We start from the raw sequence: 18,795 nt of genomic DNA on the forward strand, positions 1-18,795 counted from the left end.
GTCGACCGGGGATCGAGGCGTACGGGTCGGGTCAGGCCGGGAGCGTCCAGCGCTGGTTGGCGCCGGCGAAGCACTCCCAGATCTGCAGGCGGGCGCCGTCGGCCGAGGTGTTGTCGGTGACGTCCAGGCACTTGTTGGACTGCGGGTTGCGCAGCGTGCCGTTGGACTGCGCCTGCCACACCTGCGCGCCGCTGCCGTTGCAGTCGTACAGCTGCACCTTCGCGCCGTTGGCGGTGGAGCCGCTGGTGATGTCGGCGCACTTGCCGAGGGCGCGCAGCGTGCCGTCGGTGGCGACGGTCCAGGTCTGCGCGGCGGTGCCGTTGCAGGTGTAGATCTGGACGGCGGCGCCGTTGGCGGTGCTCGCGGCCGCCACGTCGACGCACTTGCCGCCGATCCCGGTGATCCGGCCGGTACGACCCGACGGCGGCGGGGTGGTGCCGCCCATGATGGTGTCGTACATGGCGCTCACCAGCGAGGTGGAGCCGGTGGTGTCCTGCGACAGCTCCCAGTTCATCACGCCGCCGGCGTTGGCGAGGGCCCACTGCGTCTTGCGCTTGACGGTCGGGATGCCGTTGTAGCACTGCTGCGCGCCGCCGGCCGTGGTGCAGTCCCGGTTGGCGTTGGCCGGGTCCAGGGCGACGAGCGCCGAGTACGTGTAGTAGCCGGGGCGGCTGTAGAAGGGGATGCCGAGGACGGCCTTACTGGCCGGCAGGCCACGGGACTTCCACAGGTTGATGCTGTTGATCGACCAGTCGTAGTTGGAGTGCGGGCTGCCGCCGTCGTACGCCATGATGTTGAGCCAGTCGACCTGGCTGAACACGGCGGTCGGCACGCCGTCGAGGTAGTAGCCCTCGGAGACGACGGCCGCGGTGAGCAGCTTGCCGCGGCTGTGCAGGGCGCTGCCGAGCTGGGTCATGAGCTGGGTGTAGTTGTTGGCCGAGGCGCCCGGGTCGGGGTACTCCCAGTCCATGTCGACGCCGTCGAGGTTGTACTGGTTGACGAAGTTGACCAGGTTGTTGACGAACGCCGACCGGCTGCCGGAGTTGGCCGCGAGGGCTTCGAAGGCCGAGTCGTTGCCGTCGTTCCAGCCGCCGACGGCGATGGAGACCTTGACGTTGTTGGCGTGCGCCTGGGAGACGAGCGAGGAGAGTTTGCTCGGGTTCTCCACGGCGCGCAGGCTGCCGTCGTTGTTGGGCAGCACGAAGGCGTAGTTGATGTGGGTGAGCTTGTTGTACTGGATCGTGTTGACGTTGCCGGCCCACGAGGGCATGTAGCCGACGCTCTTGAAACCGTTCGGCAGCACCACGGCCTGCGCGGCGGTGGGGACGAGGGCGACGGTGGTGACGGCGGTGGCCAGGGCGAGCAGGCCGGCGCTGAGGACGCGGCGCAGTGGTGAGGACATGGGGGCCTTCCCGTGGGCGGGGGACGACACCCGCCCGCGCAGGGTTGTCGCGGGCGGGACGTGGGGGATGCAGGAACGGGTGGGCCTCGAGGTGGCCAAATCTTAAAGAGTGTTAACTGTCCGAGTCAATCAACACCGATGAATTTCCGTCGCGGAGCCCACGCGGCTTCTGACGATGCCCAAACGACCGTTAAGCTGACCGGGTGGGAACCGACGAGCTGTACCCGCCGGACCGGCTGGTCGCCGCGCAGCGCGCCACCGCCGCTGCCGGCCTGGACGCGCTGCTGCTCACGCCCGGCTCCGACCTGCGCTACCTGACCGGCTACGACGCCCACGCGGGGGAGCGGCTGACCTGCCTGGTGCTGCCCGCCGAGGGTGAGCCCACGCTCGTGGTGCCCCGGCTGGAACGTCCCGCCGCCGAGGCTTCGACCACCACCGGTCTGCGCATCGTCGACCACGCCGACGGCGCGGATCCGTACCCCCTGGTCGTGGCCGCCCTCGACGGCCCGGCGGCGGCGGTCGGGCTCGCCGACCGGATGTGGGCCGAGCAGGTCCTCGCCCTGCGCGCGGCGCTGCCCGGCGCCGCGCAGCGGCTCGCCGGCGACGTGCTGCGCGAGCTGCGGATCCGCAAGTCCCCGGCGGAGATCGCGGCCCTCGCCGAGGCCGGCGCGGCGATCGACGAGGTGCACCTGCGCATGGGCGAGTGGCTGCGACCCGGGCGCACCGAGGTCGAGGTGGCCGCCGACATCGCCGCCGCGATCCGTGCCGCCGGGCACGTCAGCGTCGACTTCGTCATCGTGGCCGCCGGCCCCAACTCCGCGAGCCCGCACCACGGCACCTCGGACCGGCCGATCGGCGTCGGCGAGCCGGTGGTGGTCGACATCGGCGGCACCATGCCGTCGGGCTACCGCTCGGACTGCACCCGCACCTACCTGGCGGGCGGGACCGCGCCGGCCGAGTTCGTGGCGTACTACGCGGTGCTGCACGCGGCCCAGCGCGCGGCGGTGGCGGCGGTCCGGCCCGGCCGCACCGCGGCGGCGGCCGACGCGGCGGCCCGGACGCCCATCACGGCCGCCGGATACGGCGACGCGTTCCTGCACCGCACCGGGCACGGCATCGGCCTGGACGGTCACGAGGATCCCTACCTGGTGGCCGGGAACGACCGGCCTCTGGAGGCCGGTATGGCGTTCTCCATCGAACCCGGCATCTACCTGGCGGGCCGGCACGGCGCCCGCATCGAGGACATCGTCGTCTGCACGACGGACGGCGTGCAACGGCTCAACACCACCCCCACGGAGCTCATCGCGCTATGACTGTCGACCGGATCCTCCCCACCGACGAGGCCCACGACCTGCTGGACCTCGCTACCGAGCTGGCCGACCGTGAGCTGGCGCCCAGGGCCGCCGGCTTCGAGGAACGCGCCGAGTTTCCCCGCGACGTGCTGCGCACGATCGGCCGCGCCGGCCTGCTCGGTCTGCCGTACGCCGAGGAGCACGGCGGCGCGGCGCAGCCGTACGAGGTGTACCTGCAGGTGCTGGAGATCCTGGCCAGCCGCTGGCTCGCGGTCGCCGAGGCGGTCAGCGTGCACACCCTGAGCTGCTACCCGGTGGCCGCGTTCGGCACCGACGAGCAGCGCAAGCTGCTGCCGGACATGCTCGGCGGCGAGCTGCTCGGCGCGTACTGCCTCTCCGAGCCGCAGGGTGGCTCGGACGCGGCGGCACTGAGCACCCGGGCGGTCCGCGACGGCGACGCGTACGTCGTCTCCGGCACCAAGGCGTGGATCACGCACGCCCACAGCGCCGACTTCTACAACGTGTTCTGCCGCACCGGCGGTCCCGGCCCGAAGGGCATCTCCTGCCTGGTGGCCGACGCGGGCACCGCCGGCATCGCGCCGCAGACCGCGGAGCGGACCATGGGGCTGCGCTCCTCGCCGGTGGCGCAGATCGTCTTCGACGGGGCACGGGTGCCGGCCGACCGGCTGGTCGGTGGCGAGGGGGCCGGGTTCACCATCGCGATGTCCGCGCTGGACTCCGGCCGGCTCGGCATCGCGGCCTGCGCGGTGGGGCTCGCTCAGGGGGCGCTGGACTACGCCGTCGGCTACGCCCGGGAGCGGCAGCAGTTCGGCCGGTCCATCATCGACTTCCAGGGTCTGGGTTTCCTGCTCGCCGACGCGGCCACCCAGATCTCCGCCGCCCGCGCGTTGACCTTGGCGGCGGCCCGGCTGCGCGACGCCGGGCGGCCGTACTCGATCGAGGCGGCGAAGGCGAAGCTGTTCGCCACCGACATGGCCATGCGGGTGACCACCGACGCCGTGCAGGTGCTCGGCGGGGCCGGCTACGTGGCCGATCACCCGGTGGAGCGGTACCTGCGCGAGGCGAAGGTGTTGCAGATCGTGGAGGGCACCAACCAGATCCAGCGGTTGGTGATCTCGCGGGCGCTCGCGAAGAGCTGACCAGGCGCGGGGCGGCGCGGCGGGGTTCCTCGTCGCCGTCGCGCCGATTTCCCGGTAGGTTGCTCGCCGTGGAGGAGATCGACCGCGCCATCGTCGCCGCCCTGACCGCTGACGGCCGCCTGTCGTACACCGACCTGGCCGAGCGGGTGGGACTGTCGGTGTCCGCCGTGCACCAGCGGGTACGGCGGCTGGAGCAACGCGGCGTCGTCAAGGGGTACGCGGCCCGGGTCTCCTTCGAGGCGCTGGACCTGCCGTTGACCGCGTTCGTGGCGATCCGGCCGTTCGATCCGTCGCAGCCGGACGACGCGCCGGAGCGGCTCGCCCACCTACCCGAGATCGACTCGTGCTACTCGGTGGCGGGGGAGGACTTCTACCTGCTGTTGGTGCGGGTGGCCAGCCCGACGGACCTGGAGCGGGTGTTGCAGGAGATCCGCACCTCGGCGAACGTGACGACCCGGACGACGGTGGTGCTGTCCACGCCGTACGAGAACCGTCCGCCGAAGATCAGTGCCGGGGCGCCTGGTCGGTCGCGGTCCCGGGCGCCGGAGGAGCCGGCTGGTTCCACCGCAGGATGACCTGCCGGTCGTGCTCGTGACCGAGCGCGCTCACCGTCGCGGTGTCCAGCCGCAGTCGTCCGCCGGCGGACGGCGGTAGCCCGATCCAGCGGGCGCCGAGCACCCGCAGGCTGTGCGCGTGGCCGACCAGGGCCACGGTGCCGCGGTCGAGCAACGGGGTGACGCGGGTCAGCACGCGGTCGAGACGCTCGCCCACCTGGGCGGGTGACTCGCCGCCGGGGCAGCCGTCGGTCCAGATGTTCCAGTGCGGGTCGTCGTCGTGGATGTCGACGGTGGTGCGGCCCTCGTACTCGCCGTAGTTCCACTCGCTGAGGTCCTCGTCGACGGCGTCGACGGTGAGCCCGGCGAGCTGCGCGGTGCGCAGCGCCCGGGAGCGGGGACTGGACAGGACGGTGGCGAAGCGCCGGCCGGCGAGGAACGCCGCGAGGGTGCGGGCCTGTCGCTCGCCGTCGGGGGTCAGCTCCAGGTCGGTGTACGAGGTGTGCCGGAGGCTGGCGCTCCAGGTGGTCTCGCCGTGCCGGATCAGCAGGAGCTCTCCCATGCGGCCAGTTAACCACCGTGGCGGCGTGGTCCGGGCCGCCCTCCCTCAACCTATCTTCCTAGGACGCCCTAGCGGGTGTGCCGACCGGCACCACCGGTTTCAGCACCGGGAGACCGGGCAAGCGAGCGGCGACAACCGCCAGACCGAGGAGGCGCGATGAGCTTCACCGAGAAGGCAAAGAACAAGGTCGAGCAGATGGCCGGGGCCGCGAAGGAGCGGGTCGGCGACATGACCAACAACGAGCGGATGCGTGGCGAGGGCGCCAGTGAGCAGAGTGACGCGCGCGCCAAGCAGGCCGGTCAGAACGTGAAGGACGCGGGTCGCAACGTGAAGGACGCCTTCAACAAGTGACCTGAGCGGTCGTGGGGTCCCCGAGCAGATGCCGCTCCGGGACCCCACGCGTGCGAGCCGTTAGGGTCGGCGGCGTGACCGTGCTTCGTTCGCTGGTGTTGTTCGCGTTGGCCGCCCTGGCTGAGATCGGCGGCGCCTGGCTGGTCTGGCAGGGTTGGCGTGAGCAGCGCGGTCTGTGGTGGATCGCCGCCGGTGTGGTCGCCCTCGGCTGCTACGGCTTCGTGGCCACGTTCCAGCCGGATCCGAACTTCGGCCGCATCCTGGCCGCGTACGGCGGCGTGTTCGTGGCCGGCTCGCTGGGCTGGGCGATGGTGGTCGACGGATTCCGCCCAGACCGCTGGGACCTGCTGGGCGCAGCGCTCTGCCTGCTAGGCGTAGCCATCATCATGTACGCCCCCCGCACCACAACCCCATAACCCCATGCCACCCCGCCCCGCCCTCCCCGCCCCTCCACGCCGTCGATCATGGATTTGTGGTGGGGACGAAACACTCGCGAGACCCTGAATCAGGCACCACAAGTCCATGATCGACGGCCCGCTAGGAGGCCCGGGGCTCCCGCGTGCGGCGATCTTGCACTTTCTGTGGTGTCGTAAGGGGTCATATCGCTTATTCCGGCGACCGAAAGCGCAAGATCGGCGTGAGGTGGGCGGGGCGGTGAGACGTACCCGCTTCTGCGATGATGCGGCGCGTGATGGGACCACGGCTCCGCTCGTTCTGGTGTGGGGTGCTGGTTGTGGTGGTTTCGCTTGGCGTGGGCGGGTGCGCGGCTTCTCGGGTGCCGCCGCCGGAGCGGCCGACGTTCGTCGGATCCTCCGCCGCGCCCTCGGCCAGCAGCGCCGCATCGACAGCTACTCCGACGCCGGGGGTTGCGAGCGTCCCCGGGGCGTCGAGGGTGGGGACCAGGGCGCCGGTGGTCGACCACGGGCCACGGGCCGGCACCCGGGTCGCGCTGACGTTCGACGCGGACATGACCGACGGGATGCTGGCCAATCTGCGCAGCGGCAAGGTGCGGTCGTACGCGAACCTGCGGATCCTCGACCTGCTGGAGCGCGAGCAGGTGCCGGCGACGTTCTTCCTGACCGGCAAGTGGGTGCGGCGGTACCCGGAGGTGACCCGGCGGATCGCCGGCAATCCGCGCTTCGAGTTGGCGAACCACACCTACGGGCACGCGGCGTTCACGGCGGACTGTTACGACCTGCCCCGGCTGCCGGTCGACGAGCTGGCCGCCGACGTGGCGAAGACGTTCGAGGTGCTCGCGCCGTACGGGGGGCGGCAGACCCGGTACTTCCGCTTTCCGGGGTTGTGCCACGACGCGGCGGCGTTGGACGCCCTCGCGCCGTTGGGTGTGACGGTGGTGGACGGGGACGTGATCAGCGGTGATCCGTTCGCGAAGGCGTGGAAGCCGCTGGTGCGGGCCGTGCTGGACCACGTCCGTCCCGGCTCGGTGGTGATCATGCATGTGACCGAGGCGAACGCGACGATGACCGATGAGGCGTTGCCGCACATCCTGGCCGGGTTACGCGAGCGTGGGTTGACGCCGGCGCCGTTGTCCGAGGTGCTGGCCGCCGGTTGAGTGGGCGGCCAGCACCTCGGGTACGTCAGTCGTCGCGGTGGTCGCTCCACCACTGCTGGCCGTCGGCGGGCAGGGTGTCGATCGGGTCGTAGTAGGCGTAGCGCTTGTTGAGCGCCTCCAGGTCGGCGGACTCGATGGAGGTGCGGTAGTTCTTGGTCCAGTAGGAGATGCCGCGCTCACGGTCGTAGTCGGTGAGCATGTGGACCCAGCGCTTGCCGACGAAGGGGACGTCGCAGACGATCCGCGGGGTGGCGTAGCCGGGCAGGTAGCCCATGATGTCGTGCTGGAGTTGCTGGGCGTGCCAGACCGGGACCCGCCAGTGCTCGGCGTTGGGGATCATGTCGCACATGTAGAAGTAGTACGGCAGGATGCCCGCTTCGCCCTGCAGGGCGAAGCAGAGGTCGAGCAGGTCGGCGTTCGTGGCGTTGACGCCGCGCATGAGGACGCCCTGGTTGCGGACGTCGCGTACGCCGACGTCGAGCGCGGTCTGGGCGGCCTTGGCGACCAGTGGGGTCAGCGACTGGGCGTGGTTGACGTGGGTGTGGATGGCGAGGTTGACGCCGCGTCGGGCGGCGGTGCGGGCGACGCGTTCGAGGCCTTCGACGACGTCGGGCTGGAGCCAGTGTTGGGGGAGGCCCATGAGGGCCTTGGTGGCGAGCCGGATGTCGCGGACGGTTTCGATGTCGAGCAGCCGCATGAGGTACGACTCGAGGTTGCGCCAGGGGACGTTGGCGACGTCGCCGCCGGAGACGACGACGTCGCGTACGCCGGGGTGGTTCTTGAGGTAGGCGATGTGGGCGTCGTAGCGGTCGACGGGCTTGAGGGTGAGTTTGAGTTTGTCGACGGTGGGGGTGGAGTTGCCGACGAGGTCCATGCGGGTGCAGTGCCCGCAGTACTGCGGGCAGGTGGAGAGCAGTTCGGCGAGGACCTTGGTGGGGTAGCGGTGGGTGAGGCCTTCGGCGACCCACATGTCGTGCTCGTGGAGGCTGTCGCGGCTGGCGTAGGGGTGTGAGGGCCAGTCGGTGCGTCGGTCGGAGGCGACCGGGATCATGTAGCGGCGGATCGGGTCGGCGAGCAGCGCTTCGGTGCTCATCGTCTCGAACGGCACCATCGTGTTGATCATCTGCGGGGGCACCAGCATGGACATGGTGGCCAGTGCCTTCTGGTCTGCCTCGAGGTCGGCGTAGAAGGTCTCGTCGATGGTGTCGCCGAGGACGGCGCGCAGCTGCTTGATGTTCTTGACGCAGTTGACCCGCTGCCACTGGGCGCTTTCCCACTGGTCGCGGGTGACGTGTCGCCAGCCGGGGAAGCGGGTCCAGTCGGGTTCGACCAGGGGGCGGCGGTGGTATTCGTACGGCTGCCCGGCGGTCGGTGTGGCGACCGGGGCGTGACGGGGTTGGGGGATGGTCTGGGTCACGGCCCCTCCTCGGTGGTGCGGTGGATCATTGAAGCTCGAAGGCTACTGGAAAATATTCGGCAAAGAAATTAGTCTGCCGTAAGTTTTCCCGTTACGCGAGCCCTGGCCGGGGCTTCGAGCGGCTGCGCAGGGGAGGTTGGCGTGACGTCACCGGTGGGACTGCACCGCGTCGTGCAACCGGCGGGGGTGCTGCCGCAGGCGGCGTGGCGCCTGGACGCGTCGAGGGAGATCGCGCCGAACGAGGTGCGGATCCGGGTGCAGCGTCTGAACCTGGACGCGGCGAGCTTCCGCCAGTTGTCGGAGAAGCACGGCGGGAACGGTGACGCGGTACGCGCCGAGGTCCTGGAGATCATCTCCACGCGGGGCAAGATGCAGAACCCGGTGACCGGCTCGGGTGGGATGTTGATCGGCGTCGTCGAGGAGGCCGGTCGGCGTTCCCCGCTGGGACTCAAGGCCGGCGAGCGGGTCGCCTCGCTGGTGTCGTTGACGCTGACGCCGCTGGTGATCACCGACGGGTTGGCCCGCTGGGACGGTCGCAGCGAGCAGGTGCCGTGTGACGGGTGGGCGATCCTGTTCGCCCGGTCGATCGCGGCGGTGCTGCCCGCGGACGAGGATCCGCAGATGTCCCTCGCCGTGCTGGACGTGTGCGGGGCGCCGGCGCTGACGGCGCGGGTGGTGTCGCGTCAGGTCGAGGACCGGCGGCGTGCGGGTGATCCGACGCCGGTGAGCGTGGCCGTGATCGGTGGGGCGGGCAAGAGCGGGTCGCTGTCCCTGGCCGCGGCGCGGCGCGCGGGCGCCGCCCGTACCGTCGGGGTGGTTCCGGTGGCGGCGGAGCGCGACGCGCTGACGGCGGCGGGTCTGGCGTCGGTGGTGGCGGTGGCCGACGCGCGGGATCCGGTGGGCCTGTCCACGGCGGTGACCACGGCGTTGGGTACGCCGGCTGACGTGACGGTGGTCTGCGTGGACGTGCCGGGTTGTGAGCACGGGGCGGTCCTGGCGACCGCGGACGGCGGCACGGTGATCTTCTTCTCGATGGCGACGAGCTTCTCGGCGGCGGCGTTGGGCGCGGAGGGGCTGGCGGCGGACGTGACGATGCTGGTGGGCAACGGGTACGTGCCGGGGCACGCGGAGTTGGCGCTGGGGTTGCTGCGTGCCGAGCCGGGGGTGCGCCAGCTTTTCGCGGCGCGGATCGCGGCAGACTGAGGTCATGACGAACCCCTCGACGTTGTACCGCGGCGGCGTGTTGCACTGTCCGGCGGATCCGAGCGCGACCGCGCTGCTGGTGTCCGGTGGGCGGATCACCTGGTTGGGCACCGACGGTGACGCGCCGCCGGCCGAGAAGGTGGTGGACCTAGGTGGGGCGCTGGTGACGCCGGCGTTCGTGGACGCGCACGTGCACGCCACGGACACCGGGTTGGCGTTGTCGGGGCTGGAGTTGTCTGGCGTGCGCTCGGCGGGGCAGTTGCTGGACGCGGTGGCGGGTTTCGCGGCGGGTCTGCCGGCGGACGCGGTGGTGCTGGGGCATGGCTGGGACGAGTCGGGTTGGTCGGACGCGACGCTGCCGGACGCGGCGGCGTTGGACCGGGCCGCCGGTGGCCGGCGGGTCTACCTGTCGCAGGCGTCGATCCATTCGGCGTTGGTGTCGTCGGCGTTGCTGGCGGCGTGCCCGCAGGTGGTGGACGCGGCCGGGTACGACCCGTCGGGTTGGCTGCGTCGCGACGCGCACCATGTGGTGCGGGCGGCGGCGCAGGGTTCGGTGACGCGGGCGCAGCGGGTGGCGGCGCAGCGGGTGGCGCTCGCGCACGCGGCGTCGCTGGGGATCGCCGCGGTGCACGAGTGTGGCGGTCCGGAGATCTCCGACGAGGAGGACTTCACGGGCCTGCTGGGCATTTCCGGCGCGGGGGTGCCGGAGGTGTACGGGTACTGGGGTGAGTTGGGTGGCGCGGCGCGGGCCCGGGAGTTGGGCGCGGTGGGCGCTGGCGGGGACCTGTTCGCCGACGGGGCGTTGGGGTCGCGTACGGCGCACGTGTCGCAGCCGTACGGCGACGGTGACGGCTGCGGGCACGGCTACCTGACGGTCGAGCAGGTGCGTGATCACCTGGTGGACTGCGCGGCGCACGGTCTGCAGGGCGGGTTCCACGCGATTGGTGACGCGGCGATCGGCACGGTGCTGGACGGGTTCGCGGCGGCGGCGGCGACGCTGGGTGTGGAGCGGCTGCGGGCGGCCCGGCACCGCGTGGAGCACGCCGAGATCATGAGCCGGCGGATGATCGCGCGGTTCGTGGAGTACGGGATCGTGGCGAGCGTGCAGCCGGCGTTCGACCGGCTGTGGGGTGGTGCGGGCCGGATGTACGAGGCGCGCCTGGGCCTTGCGCGGTCGTTGGAGTCGAACCCGATGGGTGCCATGCACTCGGTGGGTGTGGCGTTGGCGTTCGGGTCGGATTCGCCGGTGACGCCGTTGGACCCGTGGGGGTCGGTGCGGGCGGCGGCGGCGCATCACAACCCGGCGCAGCGGATGAGTGTGCGGGCGGCGTTCGCGGCGCACACGCGCGGCGGGTGGCGGGCGGTGCACCTGGACGCCGAGGGGGTGCTGGCGCTGGGCGCCCCGGCGACGTTCGCGGTGTGGTCGACGCCGGCCGGCGTCGAGCGGGGCCTGCCGGTGCTGCTGGCCGAGGATCCGGACCTGCGCGGCCCGGACGATCCGACGCCGCTGCCGGTGTGCCGGCGGCTGGTGCTGCGCGGCGAGGTCATCTATGAGGAAGGGTCGTCGTGAGCGAGCAGATGAGCGGTGTGGCGTGACCGGGAAGCTTGATCTTGATCCGGTGTTGGTGGCGCGGGCGCGGGAGTTGGCGCGGCGGGCCGGTCAGCCGGTGGTCGACCTGGCGCGCAGCCACACGACGGTGTCGGTGGAGCGGGCGGTGTTGCGCCTGGCCGGGGTGACGGGCGCCGACCCGGACGGCATTCCGTGGGTGAACCGGCTGGTCGACGCGGTCGTCGCGGACGTCGGCCTGGGGCACGGGGTGGCGGCGCCGGTGTTCGACGCGCTGGTGCGCGAGGGCAGCACCGACGTGACGTTGCTGGCGCAGAAGGCCGCCGCCGGGTCGGTGCGGTTCGGCGTGCCGTCGGGTCGGGCGGCCACGGCGGCCCGGTCGGCGGCCCGCAGGGCCGTGGGCGCGGGGATTCGGCGTATCGACCGGCGGCGGGTCGAGCGGGACCGGCTCGTCAAGCGGCACGGTGACCCGAAGCAGCGGCCGTGGATCTACCTGATCGTGGCGACCGGGGACATCTACGAGGACATCCCGCAGGCGCAGGCGGCGGCGCGGGCGGGCGCGGACGTGATCGCGGTGATCCGCTCGACGGGACAGTCGTTGCTGGACTATGTGCCCGAGGGCGCCACCCGGGAGGGGTTCGCCGGCACGTACGCCACGCAGGAGAACTTCCGGTTGATGCGGGCGGCCCTGGACGAGTCGTCGAAGGAGTTGGGCCGCTACGTGCGGCTGACGAACTACGCGTCGGGGTTGTGCATGCCGGAGATGGCGACCCTGGCCGGCCTGGAACGCCTGGACATGATGCTCAACGACTCGATGTACGGGATCCTGTTCCGCGACATCAACCCGGTGCGCACGTTCGTCGACCAGCGGTTCTCCCGGCAGGTCCACGCCCGCGCGGGGATCATCATCAACACCGGTGAGGACAACTACCTGACCACCGCCGATGCGGTTGACGAGGCGCACACGGTGACGGTGTCGCAGTTGCTCAACGAGTTCTTCGCGCACGAGGCGGGCCTGGCGGACTGGCAGTTGGGCCTGGGGCACGCCTTCGAGATCAACCCGGAGGTGCCGGAGTCGTTCCGCCTGGAGTTGGCGCACGCCCTGCTGGCGCGGGAGTTGTTCCCGGACGCGCCGCTGAAGTGGATGCCGCCGACGAAGCACATGACCGGTGATGTGTTCCGGGGCAACCTGCTCGACGGGTTCTTCAACCTGGCGGGGACGCTGACCGGTCAGGGCATCCTGTTGGTGGGGATGATGACCGAGGCGGTGGTGACGCCGTGGTTGTCGGACCGGGACATCGCCCTGCAGAACGTGCGGTACGTCCTCGGCGCGGCCGGCGGGCTGCACGAGGACTTCGTGCCGGCGGCGGGCGGGTTCATCCGTCGCCGCGCCAACCAGGTGCTCGGTGAGGCTCTGGACCTGCTGGAGCGCATCGGGGAGCAGACGCTGCTCACCGCGATCGCCGAGGGCACCTTCGGGATCATGAAGCGGCCCGCGGACCGGGGCAAGGGCCTCGACGGGGTCGCCGCGCACGAGGGCGACTACTACAACCCGGCCACGGAGATCCTGGAGGCGGGTCGTGAGTAAGGGGATCGTTCGGCCCTACGGGGACACCACCGGCGACGGGATGGTGCAGGTGTCGTTCACCCTGCCCGTGCCGCACGACAAGCGGGCCGAGGGCGCGGCGGTGCAGTTGGCCAACAAGATGGGCATCGATCCGGCGATGGTGGTGCACGCCAAACCGATGGGGGACGGGTTCACGTTCTTCGTCGTGTACGGGCGGGTGAACCACCTCGTCGACCTGAACGCGGTGCAGGTGGTGGAGCGGGACTTCGCGCTGCTGTCGGCCAAGGACGTCAACACGGTGGTCAAGCAGCGGCTGCGGCGCAAGCTGTCCGTGGTCGGCGCGTGCATCGGCACCGACGCCCACACGGTGGGCATCGACGCGATCCTCAACGTCAAGGGCATCGCGGGGGAGAAGGGCCTGGAGTACTACCGGGAGTTGAAGGTCACCAACCTGGGCGCGCAGGTCAGTGTCCCGGAGCTGGTGGAGGCCGCGCGGGCGGAGAAGGCCGACGCGGTGCTCGTGTCGCAGGTCGTCACGCAACGCGACGCGCACCTGCACAACACGCGGGAGATGTCGGCGGCGTTCCGGGAGGCCATGCCGGCGGGCAAGCGGCCGCTGCTGATCGTCGGCGGTCCCCGCTTCGACGAGACGATGACCGACGAGTTGGGCGTCGACCGGATCTTCGGTCGGGGCACCACGCCGGGCGAGGTGGCCAGCTATTTGGTGCACGCCCTGATCACGCAACGGAAGGCGAACGCATGACCGACGACGCGCGGCTCGGGTTGACGGTGACGCACCGGCGGTATGTGCCGTACGCGCACGCCCACTACGCCGGCAACCTCGTCGACGGGGCGTACGCCCTGGGGCTGTTCGGTGACGTCGCCACCGAGGTGTGCATCCGCACGGACGGCGACGAGGGCCTGTTCGCCGGGTACTCCGACGTGCGGTTCACCGCGCCGATCCGGGCCGGTGACGTGGTCGAGGTGACGGCGCAGGTGTCGCGGGTGGGCTCCCGCAGCCGCACCCTGGAGTTGAGCTGCGTGGTGGTGTGCCGGGGCCGCCCGGACCGCTCCGAGTCCGCCGCCGAGGTCCTCGACCCGCCGATCGTGGCGGTGACCGCGACCGGCACCGTGGTCGTACCCGCTTCCTCATGACCCTCGCGGTCTGCGCGGACGTCGGCTCCACGTACACCAAGGCGGCCGTGGTGGACCTGGCGGCCGGTGTCCTGGTCGGCGCGGCGGCCGCGCCGACGACGGTGGGCAGTGACGTGCTGCGCGGCCTGGACGCCGCGGTCACGGCGGCCACCGCCGGGCTCGGGCTGCGCGACGTGCCGTGGTACGTCTGCTCGTCGGCCGGCGGTGGGCTGCGGCTGGCCGTTATCGGCTACGAGGCCCTCGTCACCGCGCAGGCGGGCCGGCGGGTCGGGTTGTCCGCGGGCGCGCACGTGGTGCACACCGGCGCCGGGCGGCTCGACGCGGCGGCCCTGGCCGCGTTGCGGGCGGCCCGGCCGGACGTGGTGCTGCTGGTGGGTGGCACCGACGGCGGCGACGCCGACACGATCCGCCACAACGCGACCCGGCTGGGCCGCGCCCGCTGGCGCACGCCCGTCGTCCTGGCCGGCAACGCTGATGTCCGCGCCGAGCTGACCGCGCTGCTGCGGGACGCCGGGGTGCCGGTGAGCAGCGCGGACAACGTGCTGCCGCGCATCGGGGTCCTCACGCCGGCGTCGGCGCGGGCCGCGATCCGGGCGGTGTTCCTGCGGCACGTCATCGGTGGTAAACGACTGTCCCGGGGTACCCGTTTCGCGCGGCTGGTGCGGGCGGCCACGCCGGACGCGGTTCTGACCGGGGTGGAGGTGCTGGCCGACACCATCGGCGGCGACCTGGCCGTCGTCGACGTGGGTGGGGCCACCACCGACGTGTACTCGGTGCTCACCCCCGACGAGCGGGCCAGCGGGCCGGGCCGGGAGGTCGCCGGCAGCCTGTGGCGTGCCCGCACCGTCGAGGGCGATCTCGGCATGCGGTGGAGCGCGCCGGGCGTGGTGCGCGCCGCCGTCGAGGAGCGGCTGCTCACCGACGCCGGCGACCTCAGTGTCGCCGCCGACCGGCGGGCGGCCGACCCGGCGTTCCTGGCCGCCGATGATGCCGAGCGGGCCGTGGACGCGCGGATCGCCACCCTGGCGGCGACGGTGGCGCTGCGCCGGCACGCCCGTGGTGTCGCCACCGGCGAGCGGGCCGGGCGGGATCTGCGGGACGTGCGGCTGCTGGTGGGCTCCGGTGGGGTGCTGCGGCACGCGCCGCCCGACGCGTCGGGGCGGGTGCTGGCGGCGGTCCTGGCCGACCACGCGGGCGGGTGGGCGGTGCCGCGCGCCGCCCGCGCCGTGGTGGACGTGGACTACGTGCTGGCCGCCGGTGGGCTGCTCGCCGAGGAGCACCGGACGGCGGCGCAGGCGCTGTTGCGCCACCATCTGTGCCCGCAGTGAGACACACCGATCCGACACGCCGTGGCGCAACACACGACAGGCCGGGGTGGGTTGACAGGAGGCGGGGTGTAGCACGTACCGTCTTTGAGTCCTACCACGGGAAGCGGCTGTTGTTCGCTTCGTCCCTTCGTCCGCTGGCCGAGCGACATGTTTGAGCGTCATCGTCGCGGCGGCCAGGTCCAGCGGGCGGGGGTCGGCGGGGCGGCGCGAACCGGCCGCGGTTACCGGTGTACGGGCAGGGTGAGGTGCACGGCCAGTAGACAACGGCCCGGCGGGGGCAGCCAGTCAACCGCCTGGTCGGTCCGAAGGTCGGCGTGCCCCATTCTCGCCCCACCGGCCGGGAAGGGCCTGGGAGCATCGGGGCGCGGCGCAAGCCGCGCCCCGATTTCATGTGCGCGCGACGTCGCCCCCAACCTCCGCGCCGATCTTGCGGTTTCTGTTGTTGAAACGGGCAGGAATGCCCCGTTCGTCGGGACAGAAAGTGCAAGATCGCGGAGCAGGGGTCAGGCGCGGATGGCGGCCGGGTAGCCTTCGGCGGGTGATCGAGGTGAAGCTGCGGTGACGACGCTGGACCGGGACGAGAGTCACGTCCCCACGGCGACCAGTGCGCCGGTCGCCGCGGGTCGGCCGCTGCCGCTGCGCGTGGCCGCGCCGATGGCCGTGGTCGCCGGATTGGCCCTGCTGCTGGCGTTCCCGCCGTACGGGGTGTGGCCGCTCGCGCCCGTCGGGGTGGCCCTGCTGGCCGCCGCCGCCCACCGGCGGCGGTTGCGCGCCGGCGCCGGCCTGGGTTTCCTCACCGGGGTGGCGCTGTTCGCGCCGATGCTGGCCTGGACGAACCTGCACACCGGTTACCTGCCGTGGGTGCTGCTGTCCCTGCTGCAGGCCGGCTACCTGGCGCTGCTCGGCGCCGCCACCGCCTGGGTGTCCCCCCTGGCCGACCGGGGCCCCTGGCAGTGGCCGGCGCTGACCGGGCTGCTGTGGGTGGGGCAGGAGGCGGTGCGCGACCGTACCCCGTTCGGCGGTTTCCCGTGGGGTCGCCTCGCGTTCAGCCAGGACGACTCTCCGCTGCTGCGCCTGGCCGCCCTCGGCGGCGCGCCACTGGTCACCTTCGCCGTGGCCCTCGCCGGTGGCCTGCTCGCCGCCGCCGTCTGGCGGGGCTGGGCGGCCCGCCGCGACGCCCGGCCCGAGTGGTGGCTGGCGGCGGTCGTACCCGCCGCCGTCGCCGTGGCGGTGGGCGCGGTGAGCCTGCTGGTGCCCGTCGCCGCCGAGGGCGGCGGCAAGGCCGTGACCGTCGCCATCGTGCAGGGCAACGTGCCGCGCCTCGGGCTGGACTTCAACGCCCAGCGGCAGGCCGTGCTCAACAACCACGTCGACGCCACCATCGAGCTGGCCGCCCGGGTCGTCGCCGGCACCGCGCAACGGCCCGACCTGGTGGTGTGGCCGGAGAACTCCAGCGACATCGACCCGCTGCGCAACCCCACCGCGGGGGCCCGCATCGCCCAGGCCGCCGACGCGATCCGCGCGCCCATCCTGGTCGGCGCGGTGCTGCTCGGGCCCGGCGCCGGGCAGGTCCGCAACGCGGGCATCCTGTGGCGGCCCGGCACCGGGGCCGACATGGCGCAGCTCTACACCAAACGGCATCCGGTGCCGTTCGCCGAGTACGTGCCGTTGAGGAACATCGCGCGCATGGTCAGCGACAAGGTCGACCTGATCCGCACCGACTTCGTGCCCGGCAGCACCCCGGGCGTGGTACGCGCCGGCCCGGCGACGCTCGGCGACGTGATCTGCTTCGAGGTCGCCTACGACGAGGTGGTCCGCGACACGGTCACCGGCGGTGCGCAACTGCTGGTGGTGCAGACCAACAACGCCACCTTCAACGAGGCGGAGGCCCGCCAACAGCTGGCCATGGTGCGGCTGCGGGCCGTCGAGCACGGCCGCCCGGCGCTGATGGCCTCCACGGTCGGCGTGTCCGGGTTCGTCGCCCCCGACGGGCGGGTAAGCGATGCCACCGGGTTCAACACCCGGGAGGTCGTGGTGCGGCAGCTACGGCTCGACAGCGGGCGCACCCTCGCCACCCGCCTCGGCTGGTGGCCGGAGCTGGCCCTGGCCGCTCTGGCGGTGGCCGCCCTGGTCGGCGCGGGTGTGCTGCGGCGCCGCCAGCGGGTCGTGCCCGGATAGCAGCAGCCGGTACGCCGGCGGGAGCGGAGGAACCGTGGTCCAGGCGACCGATACGATCCGGCGTCCCGACGAGGTGCCCGGCGTGGGTCGGGTCCTGGTGGTGATCCCCACCTACAACGAGGCCGACAACGTGGCGGCGATCGTGGGGCGGGTCCGCCGGGCCGCTCCCACCGTGAGCATCCTCATCGCCGACGACAACAGCCCCGACGGCACCGGCGCGATCGCTGACGCTCTCGCCGACGGCGACCCGCACGTGCAGGTGTTGCACCGCAGGGGCAAGGAGGGGCTCGGCGCCGCGTACCTGGCCGGGTTCGGGTGGGCGCGCGAGCGCGGCTACCACGCGGTGGTGGAGATGGACGCCGACGGCTCCCACGCCCCGGAGGACCTGCCGGCGCTGCTGGAGGCCGCCCGCGACGCCGATGTGGTGATCGGGTCGCGGTGGACCAGCGGGGCGCGGGTGGTGAACTGGCCGCTGCGGCGGCTGCTGCTGTCGCGCGGCGGCAACCTGTACGCGCGTCTCGCGCTGGGCATGCCCGTCTCGGACGCCACCGGCGGCTACCGGGTGTACCGGACCAGCGCCCTGGACGCCATCGACCTGGCGTCGGTGACCTCGCAGGGGTACTCGTTCCAGGTGGAGCTGTCGCGGCTGGCGCACCGGGCGGGGGTGCGGATCGTGGAGGTGCCGATCACGTTCGCCGAGCGGGAACGCGGGGACAGCAAGATGAGTCCGCGCATCGTCGCCGAGGCGTTGTGGCGGATCACCGCGTGGGGTGTGCAGGACCGGCGGCAGGCCGTACGCCGCAGCCTGAACGGCACCCCCACCGGTCAGGTGCGGTGGCCGTGAGCGCGGCCGTGTCATGCTGGATGCGCGGTTCGTGTCGGGCCGCGGGATGGCGATGAGGTGAGATGCGCCGAGGACTGAGGTTCGTGCCGCTGGCCCTGCTGCTGACGGTGGTGCTGGAGCTGGCGGTGTTCGTCGTCGTGGGCAGGGCGGTGGGGTTCGGCGCGGCGGTGCTGCTGGTGTTCGCCGCGTCCCTGCTGGGGCTGGTGCTGCTGCGCCGCGAGGGAATGCGCGCCTGGCGGGGGTTCCGCACCGCGGCGCAGGCCGGGCAGCCGCCGGGACGGCAGGTGACCGACGGGCTCGTCGGGTTGGCCGGTGCGCTGCTGCTGGCGATACCCGGGCTGGTCAGCGGCCTGGTCGGGTTGTCGCTGATGGTGCCGCCGGTGCGCCGGTTGGCCCGCGTCGGGGTGCAACGCGCCGCCGAACGGCGGGTGTCGTCGATGGTCGCCGGTGACCTGTTCGGGCCGCGTACGGTCCGGGTGCGTCAGGGCGCGCCACAGCCGCCGCCACGTCCGCAGCCGGAGCAGCCGGTGGTCGTCGACGGTGGCCGCGCCATCGAGGGCGAGATCGTCGAGCCGGGCCGCAACTGAATCCACCCACTCACACGACGGCGCCCCCGGGGTTTCCCGGGGGCGCCGTGTCGTG

The 18,795-nt window shown here is 72.4% G+C and carries 18 protein-coding genes; 15 read left to right on the forward strand and 3 right to left on the reverse strand.

The features are described 5' to 3' along the window. Positions 1-31 precede the first annotated feature (31 nt). Entirely contained in the window at positions 32-1,402 is a 1,371-nt protein-coding gene (locus ACIBTX_RS27520) for a glycosyl hydrolase family 18 protein (protein ID WP_357394287.1), read from the reverse strand. A 203-nt stretch (positions 1,403-1,605) separates the two neighbouring features. Between ACIBTX_RS27520 and ACIBTX_RS27525 the strand changes: the two genes are divergently transcribed. The 3 genes from ACIBTX_RS27525 (at position 1,606) to ACIBTX_RS27535 (ending at position 4,429) form a co-directional block, all read left to right on the forward strand. Beyond that, positions 1,606-2,715 carry a Xaa-Pro peptidase family protein gene (locus ACIBTX_RS27525; protein ID WP_357118504.1) on the forward strand — a complete coding sequence of 370 codons (1,110 nt, stop codon included), beginning with the start codon at positions 1,606-1,608 and terminating at the stop codon, positions 2,713-2,715. Continuing rightward, positions 2,712-3,854: an acyl-CoA dehydrogenase family protein gene (locus ACIBTX_RS27530; protein WP_396833172.1), complete on the forward strand. Its 1,143-nt coding sequence runs from the start codon at positions 2,712-2,714 to the stop codon at positions 3,852-3,854. Before ACIBTX_RS27525 ends, ACIBTX_RS27530 begins: the two co-directional genes overlap by 4 nt. A 68-nt stretch (positions 3,855-3,922) precedes the next feature. Continuing rightward, entirely contained in the window at positions 3,923-4,429 is a 507-nt protein-coding gene (locus tag ACIBTX_RS27535; protein ID WP_355051132.1) for an Lrp/AsnC family transcriptional regulator, read from the forward strand. On the opposite strand, the gene ACIBTX_RS27540 is transcribed toward ACIBTX_RS27535, so the two are convergent. After that, on the reverse strand, positions 4,359-4,970 hold the full coding sequence (locus ACIBTX_RS27540) for a histidine phosphatase family protein (protein WP_357170033.1): 612 nt from the start codon (positions 4,968-4,970) through the stop codon (positions 4,359-4,361). The two genes, ACIBTX_RS27535 and ACIBTX_RS27540, sit on opposite strands and share 71 nt — an antisense overlap. A 156-nt stretch (positions 4,971-5,126) precedes the next feature. On the opposite strand from ACIBTX_RS27540, the gene ACIBTX_RS27545 reads away from it, so the two are divergent. The 3 genes from ACIBTX_RS27545 to ACIBTX_RS27555 all read left to right on the forward strand — a co-directional run bounded on the left by ACIBTX_RS27545 (position 5,127) and on the right by ACIBTX_RS27555 (position 6,894). Then, positions 5,127-5,321 (forward strand): CsbD family protein, encoded by a 195-nt coding sequence (locus tag ACIBTX_RS27545; RefSeq protein ID WP_357118513.1) that lies wholly within the window; start codon positions 5,127-5,129, stop codon positions 5,319-5,321. 74 nt (positions 5,322-5,395) lie between these two features. Continuing rightward, positions 5,396-5,737, forward strand: coding sequence for a YnfA family protein (locus ACIBTX_RS27550; protein ID WP_396833173.1), 342 nt, complete (start codon positions 5,396-5,398; stop codon positions 5,735-5,737). Between the two features lie 476 nt (positions 5,738-6,213). After that, entirely contained in the window at positions 6,214-6,894 is a 681-nt protein-coding gene (locus tag ACIBTX_RS27555; protein ID WP_357118519.1) for a polysaccharide deacetylase family protein, read from the forward strand. Positions 6,895-6,919: 25 nt separating this feature from the next. On the opposite strand, the gene ACIBTX_RS27560 is transcribed toward ACIBTX_RS27555, so the two are convergent. Continuing rightward, positions 6,920-8,311, reverse strand: a complete 1,392-nt coding sequence (locus tag ACIBTX_RS27560) for a lysine 2,3-aminomutase (RefSeq protein WP_357170036.1) — start codon at positions 8,309-8,311, stop codon at positions 6,920-6,922. Positions 8,312-8,464: 153 nt separating this feature from the next. On the opposite strand from ACIBTX_RS27560, the gene ACIBTX_RS27565 reads away from it, so the two are divergent. The 9 genes from ACIBTX_RS27565 (at position 8,465) to ACIBTX_RS27605 (ending at position 18,740) form a co-directional block, all read left to right on the forward strand. Then, a complete protein-coding gene (locus tag ACIBTX_RS27565) occupies positions 8,465-9,514 on the forward strand; it encodes a zinc-binding alcohol dehydrogenase (RefSeq protein ID WP_396833198.1) in 1,050 nt (349 codons plus the stop codon). Positions 9,515-9,518: 4 nt separating this feature from the next. After that, positions 9,519-11,084: an amidohydrolase gene (locus tag ACIBTX_RS27570; RefSeq protein WP_357170039.1), complete on the forward strand. Its 1,566-nt coding sequence runs from the start codon at positions 9,519-9,521 to the stop codon at positions 11,082-11,084. 22 nt (positions 11,085-11,106) lie between these two features. Further along, complete coding sequence (locus ACIBTX_RS27575; protein WP_357118528.1) at positions 11,107-12,669, forward strand: lysine 5,6-aminomutase subunit alpha; 1,563 nt, start codon at positions 11,107-11,109, stop codon at positions 12,667-12,669. Then, complete coding sequence (locus ACIBTX_RS27580; protein ID WP_357118532.1) at positions 12,662-13,411, forward strand: OAM dimerization domain-containing protein; 750 nt, start codon at positions 12,662-12,664, stop codon at positions 13,409-13,411. The genes ACIBTX_RS27575 and ACIBTX_RS27580 overlap by 8 nt, the downstream gene beginning before the upstream one ends. Continuing rightward, positions 13,408-13,803 (forward strand): hotdog domain-containing protein, encoded by a 396-nt coding sequence (locus tag ACIBTX_RS27585; RefSeq protein ID WP_357118535.1) that lies wholly within the window; start codon positions 13,408-13,410, stop codon positions 13,801-13,803. The genes ACIBTX_RS27580 and ACIBTX_RS27585 overlap by 4 nt, the downstream gene beginning before the upstream one ends. Then, on the forward strand, positions 13,800-15,131 hold the full coding sequence (locus ACIBTX_RS27590) for a glutamate mutase L (RefSeq protein ID WP_357170042.1): 1,332 nt from the start codon (positions 13,800-13,802) through the stop codon (positions 15,129-15,131). The genes ACIBTX_RS27585 and ACIBTX_RS27590 overlap by 4 nt, the downstream gene beginning before the upstream one ends. A 558-nt stretch (positions 15,132-15,689) precedes the next feature. Then, complete coding sequence (lnt, locus tag ACIBTX_RS27595; RefSeq protein WP_357170044.1) at positions 15,690-17,309, forward strand: apolipoprotein N-acyltransferase; 1,620 nt, start codon at positions 15,690-15,692, stop codon at positions 17,307-17,309. 34 nt (positions 17,310-17,343) lie between these two features. Then, on the forward strand, positions 17,344-18,153 hold the full coding sequence (locus tag ACIBTX_RS27600) for a polyprenol monophosphomannose synthase (RefSeq protein WP_357118545.1): 810 nt from the start codon (positions 17,344-17,346) through the stop codon (positions 18,151-18,153). 62 nt (positions 18,154-18,215) lie between these two features. Then, the gene (locus ACIBTX_RS27605) at positions 18,216-18,740 is read left to right on the forward strand and encodes an FxsA family protein (RefSeq protein ID WP_357118548.1); all 525 of its coding nucleotides are present in this window, start codon (positions 18,216-18,218) and stop codon (positions 18,738-18,740) included. Positions 18,741-18,795 lie beyond the last annotated feature (55 nt).

The sequence above is a fragment of the Micromonospora sp. NPDC049359 genome (assembly GCF_044466585.1).
Taxonomy (GTDB): Bacteria; Actinomycetota; Actinomycetes; order Mycobacteriales; family Micromonosporaceae; genus Micromonospora.

Coding starts and splice junctions, on each gene's coding strand:
- ACIBTX_RS27520 (WP_357394287.1), bottom strand. CDS start 1,402: ATGTCCTCACCACTGCGCCGCGTCCTCAGCGCCGGCCTGCTCGCCCTG.
- ACIBTX_RS27570 (WP_357170039.1), top strand. CDS start 9,519: ATGACGAACCCCTCGACGTTGTACCGCGGCGGCGTGTTGCACTGTCCG.
- ACIBTX_RS27605 (WP_357118548.1), top strand. CDS start 18,216: ATGCGCCGAGGACTGAGGTTCGTGCCGCTGGCCCTGCTGCTGACGGTG.
- ACIBTX_RS27590 (WP_357170042.1), top strand. CDS start 13,800: ATGACCCTCGCGGTCTGCGCGGACGTCGGCTCCACGTACACCAAGGCG.
- ACIBTX_RS27545 (WP_357118513.1), top strand. CDS start 5,127: ATGAGCTTCACCGAGAAGGCAAAGAACAAGGTCGAGCAGATGGCCGGG.
- ACIBTX_RS27540 (WP_357170033.1), bottom strand. CDS start 4,970: ATGGGAGAGCTCCTGCTGATCCGGCACGGCGAGACCACCTGGAGCGCC.
- ACIBTX_RS27530 (WP_396833172.1), top strand. CDS start 2,712: ATGACTGTCGACCGGATCCTCCCCACCGACGAGGCCCACGACCTGCTG.
- ACIBTX_RS27585 (WP_357118535.1), top strand. CDS start 13,408: ATGACCGACGACGCGCGGCTCGGGTTGACGGTGACGCACCGGCGGTAT.